We start from the raw sequence: 14,680 nt of genomic DNA on the forward strand, positions 1-14,680 counted from the left end.
GCGCATCGGGGGAACCTGCCCCCAGCACTTCGGAACACTGCCCCAGAACACCCGAGTTCGCCCTGAGTCAGCAGGTGAGCACGGACAACTTGTTGCGCGCAGTGGCCTGGTGAGTCGGAGTGCCGTCGGAGAACGCGGACCGGATGGCTCACCTGCTCTCCTTGGGGTAGGTCGCGGACACGGCGAACCCGCCGGCCGGGGTCGGACCGACCGACAGGCTGCCTCCGGAGAGCAGTACCCGTTCCCGCATGCCCAACAACCCGAACCCGGATCGCGGCGCCGGTGCCGTAGGCTCGCCCGCGGTGTTGCTCACCCGCACATCCACCGATTCGGCCAGCTCGTACAGGGTCACCGTGACCTCGGCGCCCGGCGCGTGTTTGGCGGTGTTGACCAGGTACTCACACACCATCCCGTAGACCGCACGCGCGATACTGCCCGGCAGCTCGGCGGGCAGCTCGGTGCTGGCCCCGACCAGGACGACCGCGACCATCGTGACCACGACGGCGGCGCGCGGGTACTGGCGGCGTACCAGCAGGAACCCGAAGCCAGGACGGCGATCCAGACTGAGAGCATGCCTGCGGGCAGCACGCCCAGCGAGGTGACGTCCTCCTCCTGCGCGCCACCCTGTTCTCCTGCCAGGCCCACCCGTACCACTCTCGGACAACGGCCGCTCATTCCGCAGTCGATTGCCGGCACGCGTTGGCCTTGTTAGGACTACGACACGGGCCACTTGGTCCGGCTGCTGCGGATCAAGCGACTGGCCGACCTCGGCCTGCCCCTCCCCCAGGTCGCCCAGCTGGGCAACGCCGACGAACACCCCGAGCAGGCGCTGCGCGTGCTGGACGGGGAACTCGCCGCGACGATCGAACAGCTGGAACGAACCCGCACCGTGGTGGGCAGACTGCTGTGCCACGGCACGGGAATCGACCTGCCGCGCCTGTTGGCCCAACCCCTCGCTGAGGCCGGCGTCACCGAAGCCGACCGCCTCGTCAGCGAGTGTGGAGGTGTTCGCTATCGGTCGCTACTCCTTGTCCCGTTCCGCGATCTGTTTGAAGTTCTGACGGGACCTGGAACCGACACGCCCCCGGTGATCACACGCCGTCGTCTCCACGGCGTGCCCGCGATGGCTGAACACGCGACCTCACCAGTCAAGCCCCTCTAGGCGTGGCGCATCCAGACATCTGTTTCCCTGTAGAGCCCCTGGTCGTGCTCGCGGTCGATCTCGACCAGATCGAGCCCGCCGGGAATGACGTATCGCCCTGTTTGTGGGAACGCCATGCCCGTCCACTCCTCCCACTGCGCGACGGTGCCGGACACGACCATGGAGTCCGGGGCCGGAGCCAGGATCGTGGCGCCGAGGCGTTGGTGGGTGCGGATCCAGGGATCCAGGTGGAGACCGTCCTCGCGGGTCCACCGCAGGTAGTCCGCCATCGAGGTCAACGGGTAGCTCGCCTTGAGTGTTGGCCGCACTGGCACGATCACTCGTCGCAGTCCGGCGTCCGCGGCACGATCGCGCAGGGCGGTGAGTGCTGCCCCGGCCAGTCCGCCGCCGGTGCGATCGGGTCGCACGGTGGCGGCCACGATGCACAGGGTGTCCGGTTCCACGCGGCTTTCGTGCTCAGCGACCGCGGTAACCACGGCGCCGTCGTAACCGTCGGGAAGCGTGTCCGTTGTGCCGTCCCAGCGCAGGGCCACCGCAACTGCTCTGGCCAGCACCTCGGCATCGTCTACGAGCAGCACGTCAAAGCGCGGGAAGTAGCTCTCCACGGCACGACGGTGGGTCCGGGAGACCGGATCGTGGCGGATGAACGTCGGCCAACCGACATACAGGGGCGCCATGGCACCGCCCTTGAGGTCGGGGCGCTCGCTGGTGGTGATGACCTTCATCGACGGCACCACCAGATCCTAGGAGCTCCCGGAACCAGCCTCTGGCGCAGGCCACCTGGAACCAACATACCCTGGGTTTTCACTGAGAGTGACGAGCTCCAAGCACTGGCGACAGTTCGAATACGCGACCTCACCAGTCCGGAACGCCGTCTTGGCGCGGCGGCAGTAGCGGTGGACCGCGACGGGCGGGCCACTGCCAGAGTCGGCAGTTCCCGGTGGCCGACGCCCAGCTGCGCTCAGCGACCGGTCGTCGCGGTTAGTCACGCACGTACGACGAAAGAAGGGATGTACAAAGGCAGGGCCAAGCCTACTTTAATGCGCAGTCACGGCGTGCCCTGACGCCGTGACACCGGATCATCACCCTGCGATGACGAGGAGAACCCGCATGTCCCTCAGGACCCTGGCGATCGGCGCTGCCAGCGTCGCCCTGCTGGCCACACCGCTGCTCGCCCCGACCGCTGTCGCCGCGACCGACTCCAGCGCCCTGCGCACCACCACCGTCTACTACGACACCTCCGGCGCGCCCACCTTCCGTGACGCGATCCGCGCCGGTGCGGCGAACTGGAACGCGGCCGTGCGCAACGTGCAGCTCAAGGAGAGCAGCTCGGGCGCCACGCTGCGCTACACCGAGGGCAACGACTCGCGCGGCTCCTACGCCAACACCAACGGCCACGGCCGGGGCACGATCTTCATCGACTACACCCAGGCCAAGCAGTACGACAAGGTCCGCATCACCGCGCACGAGACCGGTCACGCGCTCGGCCTGCCCGACCACTACAGCGGCCCGTGCTCCGAGCTGATGTCCGGTGGCGGCCCCGGCACCTCCTGCCACAACTCCCGGCCGAACTCCGCCGAGGCGGCCCGCGTCGAGCAGAACTGGGCCAACGGCCTGACCGTGGACTACGCGCCCTCGCGCATCTACGCGGACAGCTTCCCCGTGCTGCGCTGACGATCCAGCCGGCTCACCAGGACGCCGCGTGCACTCGGGTGCGCGGCGTCCTCGCCGTCCAGAGGTGATGACCGAGGCGAAGTCGGTCGCGGTCAGGACCATCCCCGCGTGCGCGGGGAAGACCGCAGGATCGGGGCGAACAACAACCCGATGTGGGGACCATCCCCGCGTGCGCGGGGAAGACGCCGCCTTGACGAACGTGAGGTTGTGGCGGCCGGGACCATCCCCGCGTGCGCGGGGAAGACTCCTGGTGCGGGTCCTTGTTAGCGCGATGACCGGGACCATCCCCGCGTGCGCGGGGAAGACCGACATCCAGGGGGCATTCGCCGTCGATCGCAGGGACCATCCCCGCGTGCGCGGGGAAGACACTTCTTGACCTGCGACGATACAGCGGCAGTCCCCAATCTGGCATCACTTTCCTCGTGCCGATTCACCGATGGTGCGATGCAGTGAAGTCTCCTCCATGGGAGACGCCTCCTGCCGTCAACGCACCTCCCCCACAAGGGAGGGGGCCTTCGCGTCATCTCCTCGGCCTGGCTCCGCCCGATCACGAGGATCAAGGGAACCGCCTGCCATCGGCTCCCGGGCTGGGACTGGCCCTGTGCGTGCCGAAAACTGCGTCCACACATGTCAAGCGGCATGTCGGTACTCGTGAATGACTCCGCCGGGACGGTCCTGCCCGACGTATCGCAAGGCTTTCAATCCGGTTGGGTTCAAGAGGCCGAGGCAGTACGCGCAAGGGTGCCGCTGCAACAAGCGACCGGTGGGTTCGGCACAGGTTGTAGTGCTGCGTCTGGTCCTCTCCCCCAGATTCGCTCCCTTGCCCCCAACAGGTCCTTCATGTCCTTGTTGGCTTCCGCGAAGGCATAGACGTACAACTACCTCGCACCACGCGCACGTGGATTGACTACCGGCAAACGGCAACGACCGCGCGCCCTTGCGTGCCAGAAGTGGTCTAGGCCACTGTGGGATGCCCGCTCCCGACGAGCCGAGAGGTGCTTGGTCATGGCAGCCGGACCCGAAATCGCCCGCACCAGGTTCGGGCGGCGCCCGTTTCTCGGCATGGTCGGACTGGCCGTGTCAGCCAGGCCCGCGGGTGGCGTCGCGGCGTACATCGGCAACTTCACGAAGGCGATCGGACTGGCCAGGCTCGGCGACACCGGAACGCTCACCGCGACCGGTACGGTCAACGGCCTCGACAACCCCGCCTTCCTCACGCTCGCAGCACGCGGAACCACGCTCTACGCGGTGAACGACACCGACAGCGGTCGCGTGACCGCTCTGGCGGTGGGCGCCGGCGGTGGCCTGACAGTGCTCGGTGGCCAGCCCACCGGCGGAGCCATGCCGACCCACCTCACCATCCACCCCAGCGGCAGGTTTCTGTTGGTGGCCAACTACGGTGCCGGCAGCACCGCGGTGTTCCCGATCAACTCCGACGGCACTCTCGGCGCGAGGACCGACCTCGTCCAGTACACCGGGAGCGGTCCCGATCCGACCAGGCAGGACGGACCGCACGCGCACATGGTGGCGTTCGACCCCGCCGGCCGATACCTGTACGTGCCCGACCTCGGCACCGACCAGGTGCACGTGCACGCGCTCGACCTCGGCACCGGCCGACTCCGCTCGATCGGCGACACGGCGCTGCCATCCGGCGCGGGGCCTCGGCACCTCGCGTTTCACCCGACCACGCCCGCGGTCTACGTCGCCGACGAGCTCGATTCCACGGTCGCCGTCTGCGCCCAGGATCCGACCAGCGGGCTGCTCACCCCCGGACAGGTCCTGCCCGCCGCGCCGCCCGGTGGAGCCCGCAACTATCCCGCGGAAATCCTTGTCTCACAGGACGGACGGTTCGTGTACGTGTCCAATCGGGGGCACAACAGCGTCGCGGTGTTCGCGATCGAGGCGGACGGCCGGCGGTTGCGCGCCGTGGGCACCACCCCGTGCGGCGGGAACTGGCCCCGGCACATCACCATCGACCGGTCGGGGCGATTCTTGTTCGCCAGCAACCAGTATTCAAATTCGGTGACCGCGTTCAGCGTCGACCAGGCAACTGGTCGGCTCTCGCCCATCGGACGGCCGCTGTCGACGCCGAGCCCGGTGTGCCTGCTGCTGGGCCAGCCGGTGCCCTAGTACTGCGATGGCGCTGCTCCTGATCAGCTCGTCGAGGTGAGCATCTCGGGCAGGGTCGGCGCCTCTGCCCGAGATGCCGCGTCACCGCTTCACCAGCGAGGACCAGTAGGCCAGGGTCGGGCGTTCCAGCAGGTCGGTGTAGCGGACGATGGATCCGTTGCTGCTCCAACTGTTGGCCAGGGTCATCACGGCCAGCGACGACAGGCCGCGCATCATCAGGTCCTCGTGGTCGCCGACCTCGCCGGGGTCCACGCCGAGGTGGTCGGCGATGGCGCGGCGCATGTCCAGCCGGTCGTCGGAGACGGCGGGAACCACGTGCAGGGCAACGCTGCGCAGCTTCTCGCTGGTCTCCTGGACCTCCCGCGCGGCCGTGGACTGCGCGACGATCCCGGCGCCGGCACACAGCCAGGTCCGGTCGTTCGCCCGGAACACCGTCCGCAGCACCAGGGCCGCGTCCAGCGACCCATCCTGGCCGACCGCGAGCACGGCCCCGCCGTACCAGCCCCGGGGACCTGACTCGTACTCACGGATGCACCGGTAGGCGGCGTCCTTGGGGACACCGGAGACGGTCACGGCGGGGAACAGCGCGGCGAACGCGTCCCACACCCCCTTGTCCTCCGGCAGTTCGGCGCGGACCTCCGAGCCGAGGTGCTGCACGCTGCCGCGTTCCTTGACTGCCATGAACTCGGCGATCAGCGGCGCCTGTGCGCCGCACACGGCGGCCAGTTCGTCGTGGGCGACCTTGACCGAGATGGCGTGCTCGAAGATCTCCTTGCTGTCGGCGAGCAGTTCCGCCCGCACCCGGGCGTTCTGCTCGGCATCCCGGTGCAGCGCACGGGTTCCAGCCAGTGGTTGGGCCGTGACCTGCCGCTGCGCGTCCACCTCGACGACGATCTCCGGGCTGAACCCCACGGCCTCCTGCCCGGCCAGCCGGATCAGGAAGGAACGGACCGGGGTGTTGTTGCGCCGCCCCTCGACGTAGGTGGCCACCAGGTCCACCGCCGCGGGCACGGGTACGACCCGGGAGAGGATCACCTTCTGCAGTTTGCCCTCGTTGATGTCCCGGATCGCCCGGTTGACCGCCCTGGCGTACTCGGCGACGCCTTCCTGCTCCACGGCCACGGGCATGCTCTCGACGACCTGGTCGGGCACCGTACCGGACAGCAGCCCGAGGATCCGGTCGAGCCGTTCCCGGTCCACCGCCCGTACGGCGGCCTGCCCGGCCCGCAGCGACACCTCCGCCTCCGGGACCACCAGCCGCAGCAGCGGCCGGTCGCCCAGGGTGCCGTGCAGGTCCCCGCCCACGTAGCTCAGCTCGAAGTCGGCGACACCGTAGGCCCGCCAGTCCGCCACGGGCAGGCCGGCCAGCACCCGGTCCAGCACCGGATAGGGGCTGTCGGTCCACGGTTCGCGGCTTTCCACACCGTTGTGCCGCACCAACACGCAGTCCCGATCGACGGTGACCTCCGCGAGGCGCCCCAGGGCGAAGGTGTACCCACTGGTGTTCTCGTAGACGATGTGGTCCTCGGCGTGGAACGTCCGGGCCAGCGCCGCCATGACGAGCAGCGGATCGTTGGAGGTGGGCACGACGCTTTCGTGGTAGCGCTGGACGGACATGGTCCTCCTCGGGTTTCTTGACGGGGGCGGTCAGCGGCCGCGTTCGGCCAGGCTGCGGGCGAGCGCCTTCTTGTCGATCTTCCCCACGCTGGTCAGCGGCCAGGAGTCCACGACTTCGACGCTGTCCGGCGCCTTGTACGCGGCCACTCCGCGGGCCTGCACGAACCTTCTGATCTCGGCCAGGCTGGGCGCGGGTCCACTGACCCGCACGAAGGCGCAGATCGTCTCGCCGAGCACGGGATCGGCCGCACCGACGACCGCGGCCTCCTGGATCGACGGGTGCTCGGCGAGATGCCCCTCGATCTCCGCCGCGGCGATCTTCTCCCCGCCCCGGTTGATCTGATCCTTGATCCGGCCCTCCACCACGAGGTTGCCCTCGGCGGTCAGCCGGACCAGGTCACCGGTCCGGTAGTAGCCCTCCGGGGTGAAGGCGAAGCGGTTGTGCTCGGCGGCGCGGTAGTAGCCGCGCAGGGTGTACGGGCCACGGGTGAGCAGTTCGCCGCGGCCGCTCCGGTCCTGGTCGGCCACCAGCACCTCATCGGCCGGCGACAGCGGCCTGCCCTGGGTGGTGACCACGACGTCCTCGGGATCGTCGAGGTGGGTGAAGTTGAGCAGCCCCTCGGCCATGCCGAACACCTGCTGCAGGGTGCACCCGAAGGTCCCCAGTGCCTCCCTGGCCTGCGGTTCGGCCAGTTTGGACCCGCCGACCTGGAGCAGCCGCAGGCTGGACAGGTCCGCGTCGAACCGGTACCGGGCGTCGGACCACAGCGCGAGCAGCGGTGGCACCAGGGCCACCATGGACACCTGTTCCCGTTGCACCAGCGGGAAGACCTCGGCGGGGCTGCCGTTGCCGGCGAGCACCACCTTGCCGCCCGAGCGCAGGACACCGAGCACCCCGGGACAGCCCCAGGCGAAGTTGTGCGAGACCGGGAGCACCACGAGGTAGCTGGTGTTCTCGTCCACGGCGCACAGTTCGGCGCTGGCCCGCACGTTGTAGGCGTAGTCGTCGTGCGTGCGCGGGATGAGTTTGGGCAGCCCGGTGGTACCGCCGGACAGCAGCAGCATCGCGACCCCGGCGGGATCCAGTGCCGGCAGCGGTTCGGGTTCCGCGGTCACCGAGGCCAGTGCCGTGAACTCGCCGGAATCGCCCAGTACCAGCACGTGCCGGACCCTCGGCACCTCGGCTACGACTTCTCTTGCCAGGCCGAGGAAGTCGAAGCCGCCGTGCCGGCTGGGGATGACGTAGCCGACCGCGCCGGACAACTCGCACAGGTAGGCGATCTCGCTGCGGCGGTGTCCGGGCAGGGCCAGTACGGGGATCACCCCGGCCCGGTAGGCGGCCAGGCACAGCACCACGAATTCGCCGACGTTGGGCAGCTGCACCACGATGCGGTCCCCCGCCTGGATGCCCAGTTGCCGCAGACCGGCCGCCATCCGGTCGGCCTCGTCGTCCAGTTCGGCGTAGGTCCACGACCGGCGCTCGTCCACCAGGGCGATCCGGTCGCCGTGGCCTCGCGCCGTGCGGCGGGGGATATCCCCCAACACCTCGCCCCGCCAGTAGCCCTCGTGGCGGTAGCGCTCGGCGAGTTCGGCGGGCCAGGAAACGAACCCTTCCATCACACCACCATTCCCAGGACATCGGACAGCCGGGCCGAGGAGTCGGCGCTGACGAACGCCTCCAGGAACGCGGCGATCCCTTCGGCGTGCCCAGTGGTCTCGTTCTGTGAGTACAGCTCGGGGTTGGTGTCCACGTTCACCGCGAGGGTGGTCTCCCCGGAGGAGTCCTGGACCTCCCACACGGCCAGCATGAGATCGTCGATCGGGCCGGTGCTGAGGTTGTGCGTCCGGCCGCGCACCCCGGCGAACTCGAACTCCCGGGGGAACGGCATGATGTTGACCAGCGGTCCGTACAGCGGTGCCGACACCTCCCCCGGTTCCCGGCAGTGCCGCATCTCCTCCTGGCGGAAGCGCTGGTGCCCGAGTACGCGGACCATGGATTCCAGCACCTGGGCCACATAGCGTTCGGTGGTCCAGGTCCGGAGGACGGCCAGGTGCAGCGGCAGCACGTTGGAGACCATCGCCGGGACGTTGGCCGCGTCGGTGCCGTACCGCCCGGTGGCGAACAATCCGAGCACCACGGCCTCCGCTTCCCGAGCGGCACTCAGATACGCGGCAGCGCAGCTGGTGAACAGGACCGGCCAGTTGGCCCCGAGGGCCCGTTCGGCCCGTCGCACCAGGCTCATCAGCGCGGGCGGGAGCACCACCGAGGCACGCAGGAAGGTTTCCGAGGCAACGGAAGGCCAAGCGGTGGACAGGGAGAACGGGCGGGGCTGCGCGGCCAGTTGCTGGGTCCAGAAGGTCCGGTCGGCGGTGAAGCGGTCCGAGGACCGGTACGCCGCCTCGCTGGCCAGCAGGTCCCCCAGCGGCCGGAACACCGGGGCGCGCTCCTCGGCGCCGGTGGTCAGCGCGACGTACCGGTCGGTGACCCGGCTGGTCATCTTGGACAGGCTGAACCCGTCCACCAGCAGGGTGTGCACCCGCTGGTACCAGATGAACTGCTGCTCGCCGAGCCGGAACAGCAACTGACTGGCCAGGGGGCCGTTGATCAGGTCCACCTTCTGGTCGAGATCGGCCCGCATCCGGGACAGCGCCTCGGCGTGCGGATCGGCGCAGCCACTGAGGTCGACGAACCCCAGCGGTTGGTCCTCGGGTGAGCAGATCTTCTGCCGGGGCCCGTCAGGGGTCTGCACGAAGGCCACCCGCATGGCCTCCGCCTCCTCGACGACCTGGTCCACCGCGAGCAGGAAGGCGGCGAGGTCCAGGTCCCCGGTCAGCTCCACGTATTCGGCGGAGTTGAACGCCGGGCTGTGCGGCCGGTCGGCCAGTTCCTGCCAGATGCCCTGCTGGGCACCGGTCAGTTCGAGGAGTTCCACGGTGGGTCTGCGCACAGTTGCCTCTCCAATTCCCACGGGGTCAGAACTCCAGCAGGTTCTCCCGCAGCGTGTGGCCCGCCGTGTAGGCCGCCCGGGTCAGGCCGCGGCGCTGGAGCGCGGGGACCAGTCCGTCGGTGACCTCGGCGATGTAGCGGCGGTTCATCCGCAGCAACGGGGTGGTGAGCATGAACCCGTCCCCGCCAACCTGCTCCATCACCTCGCCCATCCGCTCGGCGACCTGGTCGGGGGTGCCGACCAGGGGCACCGAGGACACCAGTCCGCCCGCGCCGTCGATCACCAGTTCGCGCAGGGTCTTCCCGCTGCCCCACTGCTGGAACTTGTCCAGCGTGCCCTTCTCCCCGTTGGTCTCCAGCCGGTGCGGCAGCGGCTTGTCCACGTCGAACTGGGCGAAGTCGATCTCGGTGAGGGCCGACATCTGGGCGAGGATGTCCTTGACGAACCTGGTCGAGGACACCATCCGCTGCTGCTTGTCCTGTGCGTCGCGCTCGGTGTCGCCCAGCGTGGGGGTAACGCAGAACAGCACCTTGATCTCGTCGGGGTCCCGGTCCGCCTTCTCGGCGCGCAGCCGGATGTCGTCGCGGAAGTCCTTCATGCTCTGCACGCCGTTGGCGATGGCGATGATGGAGTCGGCGTTGCGGGCGGCGAAGTCCCGTCCCTGCGGGGAGGCGCCGGCCTGGACGAACGCGGGTCGGTGCTGCGGGGAGGGCACGGTGTTCAGTGGGCCTCGCACGCTGAAGTACTTGCCCTCGAAGTTGATGGGGCGGACCTTGGTGTGGTCGGCGTAGATCCCGTTGTCCCGGTCGAGCACGACCGCGTCCTTGTCCCAGGACTCGAACAGCGCCCGGACGACCTGGACGTACTCCTCGGCCCGCTCGTAGCGCTCCTGGCGCGGCGGCAGCTTCTTCATCCCGAAGTTCTGCGCGGCCAGGTCCTCGGCGCTGGTGACGATGTTCCAGCCGTACCGGCCGCCGAGCATGTTGTCCATGGTGGAGGCGAGGCGGGCGGTCATGAACGGTGGATAGGCCAGTGTGGACAGTGTGGTGACAATACCCAGCCGCGAGGTCGCCAGTCCCATGGACACCGCCAGCGGCACCGGGTCGTGCTTGGGCACGATCATGGCCTGGCTGAGCGCGGCCTGCCTGGAGCCGCCGTAGCTCTCGGGCACCATGAGCTTGTCCTCGACCACGACGAAGTCGAAGCAGGCCCGTTCCAGTGCCACCGCCACCTCGGTGTGGAACTTGCCGTTCCAGGGAGAACCGCCGTTGCCGAACGGTCCCTGCCACTCGTCGGCGGCGAAGTCGAAGATGAAGGCGAGGTGGAATTTGCGTGTCATTGTTCCTTCTTCCCGGCCTTGCGCGACAGCAGCCCGGCACCGTCGCGGATCATGGCCACCGCCTGCTCGATGACGTGGCTGAACAGCTTCTCGCCCAACTCGGCACTCGATCCGGAGGTCGAGGACAGGACTCCCTGCTCGGTGATCTGGTCCACGTCCACCGGGTGCAGGTACACGCCGGCCCGTGGCGGGCGGTCGTGATCGGGTCGCAGGTCGGTCACCAGGTCCGGCCGCAGGTGCAGCATCAGGCTGGTCTCGGTGACCCCCGCGTGCTCGGCGTGCCACCCGGGGAAGTCCGTGGTCTCGGTGGCCAGCCAGGAGTCCTGCACCAGGCTCCACCAGCTGAAGGCGAAGACCTCCCGGTCGCCGATCAGGCCCTCCTGGCGCACCTGGTCGAGCGCCTCGAACAGGAACGGCTCGTTCTCGAAGTGGCCGTTGACCACGACCAGCCGGCCCAGCGGCAGGCGGAACAGCGATTGCAGTGCCTCGCGCAGGAACCGGACCAGAGTGTCCCCGCCCACGTGCACCGTGCCGGGGAAGGACAGCCCGCCGCCGCTCTGCGGCAACGACCGGGCGGCGATCGCCTGCACCGGGAGGGTGAACCCTTGGAAGGCCTCGGCGATCGGCCCTGCGAAGGCCTCGGCGAGCACCGAGTCCACCGACAGCGGCAGGTGCGGGCCGTGCTGCTCGGTGGCGCCCAGCGGCCAGACGACGGTGCCGCCCGCCACCCGGTCGAGGACCTGGGCGCTGGTCAGGTCGGCGAGTTCGCGCGGCATCAGCTGCTCACCCGTACCCCGGTGTCGGCCAGGATGTGCTCGGCCCCGGTGACGATGGCGTCCAGCGTGGCGTACATGTCGGTGTGCAGTGCGGTGTACACCTGCACGACGTCGGCGCCGGCCTGGAGGTAGTCCACCACGTCGCGGCCGGAGGCCACGCCGCCGCTGCCCATGATGGGCAGGTCGAAGCCGCGCTTGCGCAGTCCCCAGATGGCCGCGAGCACCAGTGGTTTGATGCCCGGCCCCGAGTAGCCGAACACTCCGTCCAGTTCCAGTTCCCCGGTCCGCGGGGAGACCGCCGCGCCCGGGATGGTGTCGCTGAGGGTGATGGCGTCCGCGCCCGCCTCGACCGCGGCGTGCACCCGGCCGGCCAGGCCTTCGCCCACGGCCAGCTTGACCGAGAACGGGATGGCCACCCGGCGGCGGGTCTCGACGGTGTAGGCGTACACCCGGTCGGCGTCCTCGTCCGCGCCGGCCTCCTCGTTGATGCAGGAGATGCCGAGCTCCAGCGCGGGGCAGCCGGTGGCCTCGACCTCGTGGGCGAGCGCGCCCAGCTCCGCCGGTGTGTCGGCGTGCACGTTGGCGATGACCGGCAGGCCCTCCTCGGCGCAGGCACGCAGCATCTTCAGCCAGTAGCCCACCGGGCGCTTGGAATAGGTGGTGCTGTTGAGCATGCCGACGGGCAGCCGCACGATCCGCTCGTCCAGCCCCTGCGGGGGACTCGGGTGGATCGTCTTGGTGATGACGGCGCCGGCCCCCCTCGCCAGCAGTTTGCGGATGTTGCTCGTCTGGTCGGTCAGCAGACCGGAGCCGACGATCACCGGGTTTGTCGTCCGCAGGCCCAGGATGCGGAAGTCGGGCATGGGTGCTCCATCTGAGTCGGACAGCGGGAACGGCGGTTCTTCCTGTCGATCAGGCGGTCATGCCGACCTCGGCGGCCTCCCGCTGCGGGCGAACCGCGGCGAGCACGGCGTCCACCAGCAGGGCCGGGTTCTCGGTGAAGGTGGTGAAGTCGATCGCCTGCACGCGGCCCACCCAGTTCAGGCCCTTGAGCAGGTGGCTGGCCCCCTCCGCGAACGGCTGCTCGGTGATCAGCACGACGGGCCGCTCCAGCGCGGTCGCCCAGCCCAGCTCGATGTGCGTGCCGTCGGTGCGGTACAGCGTCCCGTCCGGCAGCGCGGGCAGCACCGGGACGAACACGTCACAGGCCTTCATCCACTGGAAGTCCCGGGCCGAGACGTCCTTGGGCGTGTAGGCGGCGGTGTCCAGGCCGAACTTCTCCACGACGTGCGCCGAGAAGACCTCGCCGCCGTGGTCGCGCACGGTGCCGATCGCCGCCTCGATCGCCTCCTGCAACGGGACGAAGAAGCTGTCCTCGAGAATGGCGTGCTGGATCGGCCCGCCGACGAAGACGTTCAGCCCGGCAAGCAGCTCCGCCCGATCCCCCGAATCGTTCGTCACTTGACAGCCTCCTGATCACGTGTTCACAAAGAGAATTCTCGGAACCGGTTGGTCAGCTGGCGGTGGCGGACCCCGCGACGGTCTCTCCCCTGAGACCCAGCCTGCTCGGCGCGGGCGCACCGACACACTCCAGTCGACACCGCCGTTACGGCACGGTCAACATCCGAGCCATCCTCCGCACCGTTGTTCGGCACACCGTGCCCGGAGCAGCTCTCGGTGCCGCTTTTTGGTTGACGGAAAGGAAAAGCTGCGCTAAAGCCGTGCCCTCCGCGGCGGCACGGCGAACATCGCTTATGAGGCATATTCGCGGCCATCGTGTATGTCCTGGTGTGTGCGTGCGCGTGACGATCTGTGCCGTCACCGGTGGTCCGTCGAACGCAGCCTGGCCTGGCTGCTGGGATGTCACCGCCTGCCACCTCGATACGAGCGCAATCCCCGCAACTACCTGGCATTCCTCACTCTCGCCGCGGCACTGGTCAGCTTCACACTTGTAGGCGTGATGCCGTTTGGCGGCTGACAGGCGATGATCGTCGCGGTATGCCCAAGCCATGAGGTTGGCGGTCTGACCGCCCAACGGCGAGCGTTTCGCGAGCGCATCCGGATGCGGGCAGCCGAGATGTTCACCAGCGGGCACAGCAATGCTGTGATCGCCAAGCAGTTGCGGGTCAGCGTGCGATCGGTGCAGCGATGGCACCGAGCATGGCAGCACGGATGGAGCCACCAGCCCCGGGGCGGCCACACGCCGATCGTGCGGGTACTGGGTCGCTTATCGGTCGCCGCGTTGGCGTGCTTCTTCAAGCCCAGCCACCCATCCCGGCTGATCTGCTGGCCCTGTCCGGATGCTCGTCCGGACGGGCGCAAGAGCTTCGCATGGACCGACTATCGGCACCTGGTCCAGGCGGCCCATCTACCAGCTCCCGGCCTACGCACCGGACCTCAAGCCAGTGGCGGGAATCTGATCGGTGTTGCGGTGCACCGTACTGGCCAACAGGGCGTTCAAGGTCAGTAAGCAGTACCTGGCCGACATCAACCACTGCCTGGGTTTCGCCACCGTGCGCCGGCACTCCGTGGTAGACCGGGAACTGGACGGGTTGCGACTCTGAGTGGGGGGAAGAGAGACCGATGCTTGCCGGGCATCGGCACCGAGCTGCTGCACGCGCTGGAACCGGGGCTGCGGGAACGGGCTCGGCCTGGCGATGAAGGCGGCGATGCTGCGGTTGTGAGCCTGCGGCTCACAAGAGTCCAGCGAGCAAGCGCAAGGCCATCGCGGCCAGCGGCAAAGGTAACGCCGCCAAGCCCTTTACCGCACAAGCGATGTCGGCCCCGGCGTGACGTCCGAGACGACGACCAGCTCGTGCCACGCGCACTGGTCCGACCACAGCGCTCGCAGCGGGCCGGTGTCAGGCGTGCTCAGGCGTTTCCGGTGCCACTTGGTGCGGAAACGCAGTCGATCACGAACGGTTGGCGGCCGAATGTCCGCGTCGGAACACGCACGCGGCAAGCTGGTCCTACAGATCGGCTAGCGCTGCGTCCAGGTGGGTTGCTGGGGTGGCTGCCGTGCCGGTGACGGGCT

Annotated in this window: 14 protein-coding genes and 1 CRISPR repeat array; of the genes, 5 read left to right on the plus strand and 9 right to left on the minus strand. The window is 69.0% G+C overall.

From position 1 onward, the window contains the following. Positions 1-148: 148 nt before the first annotated feature. Entirely contained in the window at positions 149-490 is a 342-nt protein-coding gene (locus KALB_RS27250; RefSeq protein ID WP_148309684.1) for a sensor histidine kinase, read from the minus strand. 240 nt (positions 491-730) lie between these two features. On the opposite strand from KALB_RS27250, the gene KALB_RS44305 reads away from it, so the two are divergent. Beyond that, a complete protein-coding gene (locus tag KALB_RS44305; RefSeq protein WP_025358854.1) occupies positions 731-1,162 on the plus strand; it encodes a MerR family transcriptional regulator in 432 nt (143 codons plus the stop codon). Here KALB_RS44305 and KALB_RS27260 read toward each other — a convergent pair. Continuing rightward, a complete protein-coding gene (locus tag KALB_RS27260; RefSeq protein ID WP_148309685.1) occupies positions 1,159-1,899 on the minus strand; it encodes a hypothetical protein in 741 nt (246 codons plus the stop codon). The genes KALB_RS44305 and KALB_RS27260 overlap by 4 nt on opposite strands. Positions 1,900-2,272: 373 nt before the next feature. Here KALB_RS27260 and KALB_RS27265 point away from each other — a divergent pair, with 373 nt between their 5' ends. After that, positions 2,273-2,836 (plus strand): snapalysin family zinc-dependent metalloprotease, encoded by a 564-nt coding sequence (locus KALB_RS27265; protein WP_025358856.1) that lies wholly within the window; start codon positions 2,273-2,275, stop codon positions 2,834-2,836. A 94-nt stretch (positions 2,837-2,930) separates the two neighbouring features. Continuing rightward, a CRISPR array of direct repeats spans positions 2,931-3,203; the repeat unit is 29 nt; unit sequence GGGACCATCCCCGCGTGCGCGGGGAAGAC. Between the two features lie 638 nt (positions 3,204-3,841). Next, on the plus strand, positions 3,842-4,966 hold the full coding sequence (locus tag KALB_RS27270) for a lactonase family protein (protein WP_025358857.1): 1,125 nt from the start codon (positions 3,842-3,844) through the stop codon (positions 4,964-4,966). An 81-nt stretch (positions 4,967-5,047) separates the two neighbouring features. Here KALB_RS27270 and KALB_RS27275 read toward each other — a convergent pair whose 3' ends face one another. The 7 genes from KALB_RS27275 to KALB_RS27305 are packed head-to-tail and all read right to left on the minus strand — an operon-like array spanning position 5,048 to position 13,107. Continuing rightward, on the minus strand, positions 5,048-6,583 hold the full coding sequence (locus KALB_RS27275) for a salicylate synthase (RefSeq protein WP_025358858.1): 1,536 nt from the start codon (positions 6,581-6,583) through the stop codon (positions 5,048-5,050). A gap of 30 nt (positions 6,584-6,613) precedes the next feature. Further along, a complete protein-coding gene (locus KALB_RS27280) occupies positions 6,614-8,200 on the minus strand; it encodes a (2,3-dihydroxybenzoyl)adenylate synthase (RefSeq protein WP_201771821.1) in 1,587 nt (528 codons plus the stop codon). Beyond that, on the minus strand, positions 8,200-9,531 hold the full coding sequence (locus KALB_RS27285; protein WP_025358860.1) for a condensation domain-containing protein: 1,332 nt from the start codon (positions 9,529-9,531) through the stop codon (positions 8,200-8,202). The genes KALB_RS27280 and KALB_RS27285 overlap by 1 nt, the downstream gene beginning before the upstream one ends. A gap of 25 nt (positions 9,532-9,556) precedes the next feature. Next, positions 9,557-10,870, minus strand: coding sequence for an NtaA/DmoA family FMN-dependent monooxygenase (locus KALB_RS27290; RefSeq protein ID WP_025358861.1), 1,314 nt, complete (start codon positions 10,868-10,870; stop codon positions 9,557-9,559). Continuing rightward, positions 10,867-11,646: a creatininase family protein gene (locus tag KALB_RS27295; RefSeq protein ID WP_025358862.1), complete on the minus strand. Its 780-nt coding sequence runs from the start codon at positions 11,644-11,646 to the stop codon at positions 10,867-10,869. The genes KALB_RS27290 and KALB_RS27295 overlap by 4 nt, the downstream gene beginning before the upstream one ends. Beyond that, positions 11,646-12,509 (minus strand): beta/alpha barrel domain-containing protein, encoded by an 864-nt coding sequence (locus KALB_RS27300; RefSeq protein WP_025358863.1) that lies wholly within the window; start codon positions 12,507-12,509, stop codon positions 11,646-11,648. Before KALB_RS27300 ends, KALB_RS27295 begins: the two co-directional genes overlap by 1 nt. A 49-nt stretch (positions 12,510-12,558) precedes the next feature. Next, positions 12,559-13,107 carry a TIR domain-containing protein gene (locus KALB_RS27305; RefSeq protein ID WP_201771822.1) on the minus strand — a complete coding sequence of 183 codons (549 nt, stop codon included), beginning with the start codon at positions 13,105-13,107 and terminating at the stop codon, positions 12,559-12,561. Positions 13,108-13,630: 523 nt separating this feature from the next. Between KALB_RS27305 and KALB_RS50305 the strand changes: the two genes are divergently transcribed. Next, positions 13,631-14,116 carry a helix-turn-helix domain-containing protein gene (locus KALB_RS50305; RefSeq protein ID WP_201771823.1) on the plus strand — a complete coding sequence of 162 codons (486 nt, stop codon included), beginning with the start codon at positions 13,631-13,633 and terminating at the stop codon, positions 14,114-14,116. Further along, positions 14,070-14,210, plus strand: coding sequence for a hypothetical protein (locus tag KALB_RS47790; protein WP_158510828.1), 141 nt, complete (start codon positions 14,070-14,072; stop codon positions 14,208-14,210). The genes KALB_RS50305 and KALB_RS47790 overlap by 47 nt, the downstream gene beginning before the upstream one ends. Positions 14,211-14,680: the final 470 nt, after the last annotated feature.

Source organism: Kutzneria viridogrisea DSM 43870, assembly GCF_000525635.1.
In the GTDB taxonomy this organism is placed as follows: domain Bacteria; phylum Actinomycetota; class Actinomycetes; order Mycobacteriales; family Pseudonocardiaceae; genus Kutzneria; species Kutzneria viridogrisea.

Coding starts and splice junctions, on each gene's coding strand:
- KALB_RS27250 (WP_148309684.1), bottom strand. CDS start 490: ATGGTCGCGGTCGTCCTGGTCGGGGCCAGCACCGAGCTGCCCGCCGAG.
- KALB_RS27265 (WP_025358856.1), top strand. CDS start 2,273: ATGTCCCTCAGGACCCTGGCGATCGGCGCTGCCAGCGTCGCCCTGCTG.
- KALB_RS27270 (WP_025358857.1), top strand. CDS start 3,842: ATGGCAGCCGGACCCGAAATCGCCCGCACCAGGTTCGGGCGGCGCCCG.
- KALB_RS27275 (WP_025358858.1), bottom strand. CDS start 6,583: ATGTCCGTCCAGCGCTACCACGAAAGCGTCGTGCCCACCTCCAACGAT.
- KALB_RS27280 (WP_201771821.1), bottom strand. CDS start 8,200: ATGGAAGGGTTCGTTTCCTGGCCCGCCGAACTCGCCGAGCGCTACCGC.
- KALB_RS27290 (WP_025358861.1), bottom strand. CDS start 10,870: ATGACACGCAAATTCCACCTCGCCTTCATCTTCGACTTCGCCGCCGAC.
- KALB_RS27295 (WP_025358862.1), bottom strand. CDS start 11,646: ATGCCGCGCGAACTCGCCGACCTGACCAGCGCCCAGGTCCTCGACCGG.
- KALB_RS27300 (WP_025358863.1), bottom strand. CDS start 12,509: ATGCCCGACTTCCGCATCCTGGGCCTGCGGACGACAAACCCGGTGATC.
- KALB_RS50305 (WP_201771823.1), top strand. CDS start 13,631: ATGATCGTCGCGGTATGCCCAAGCCATGAGGTTGGCGGTCTGACCGCC.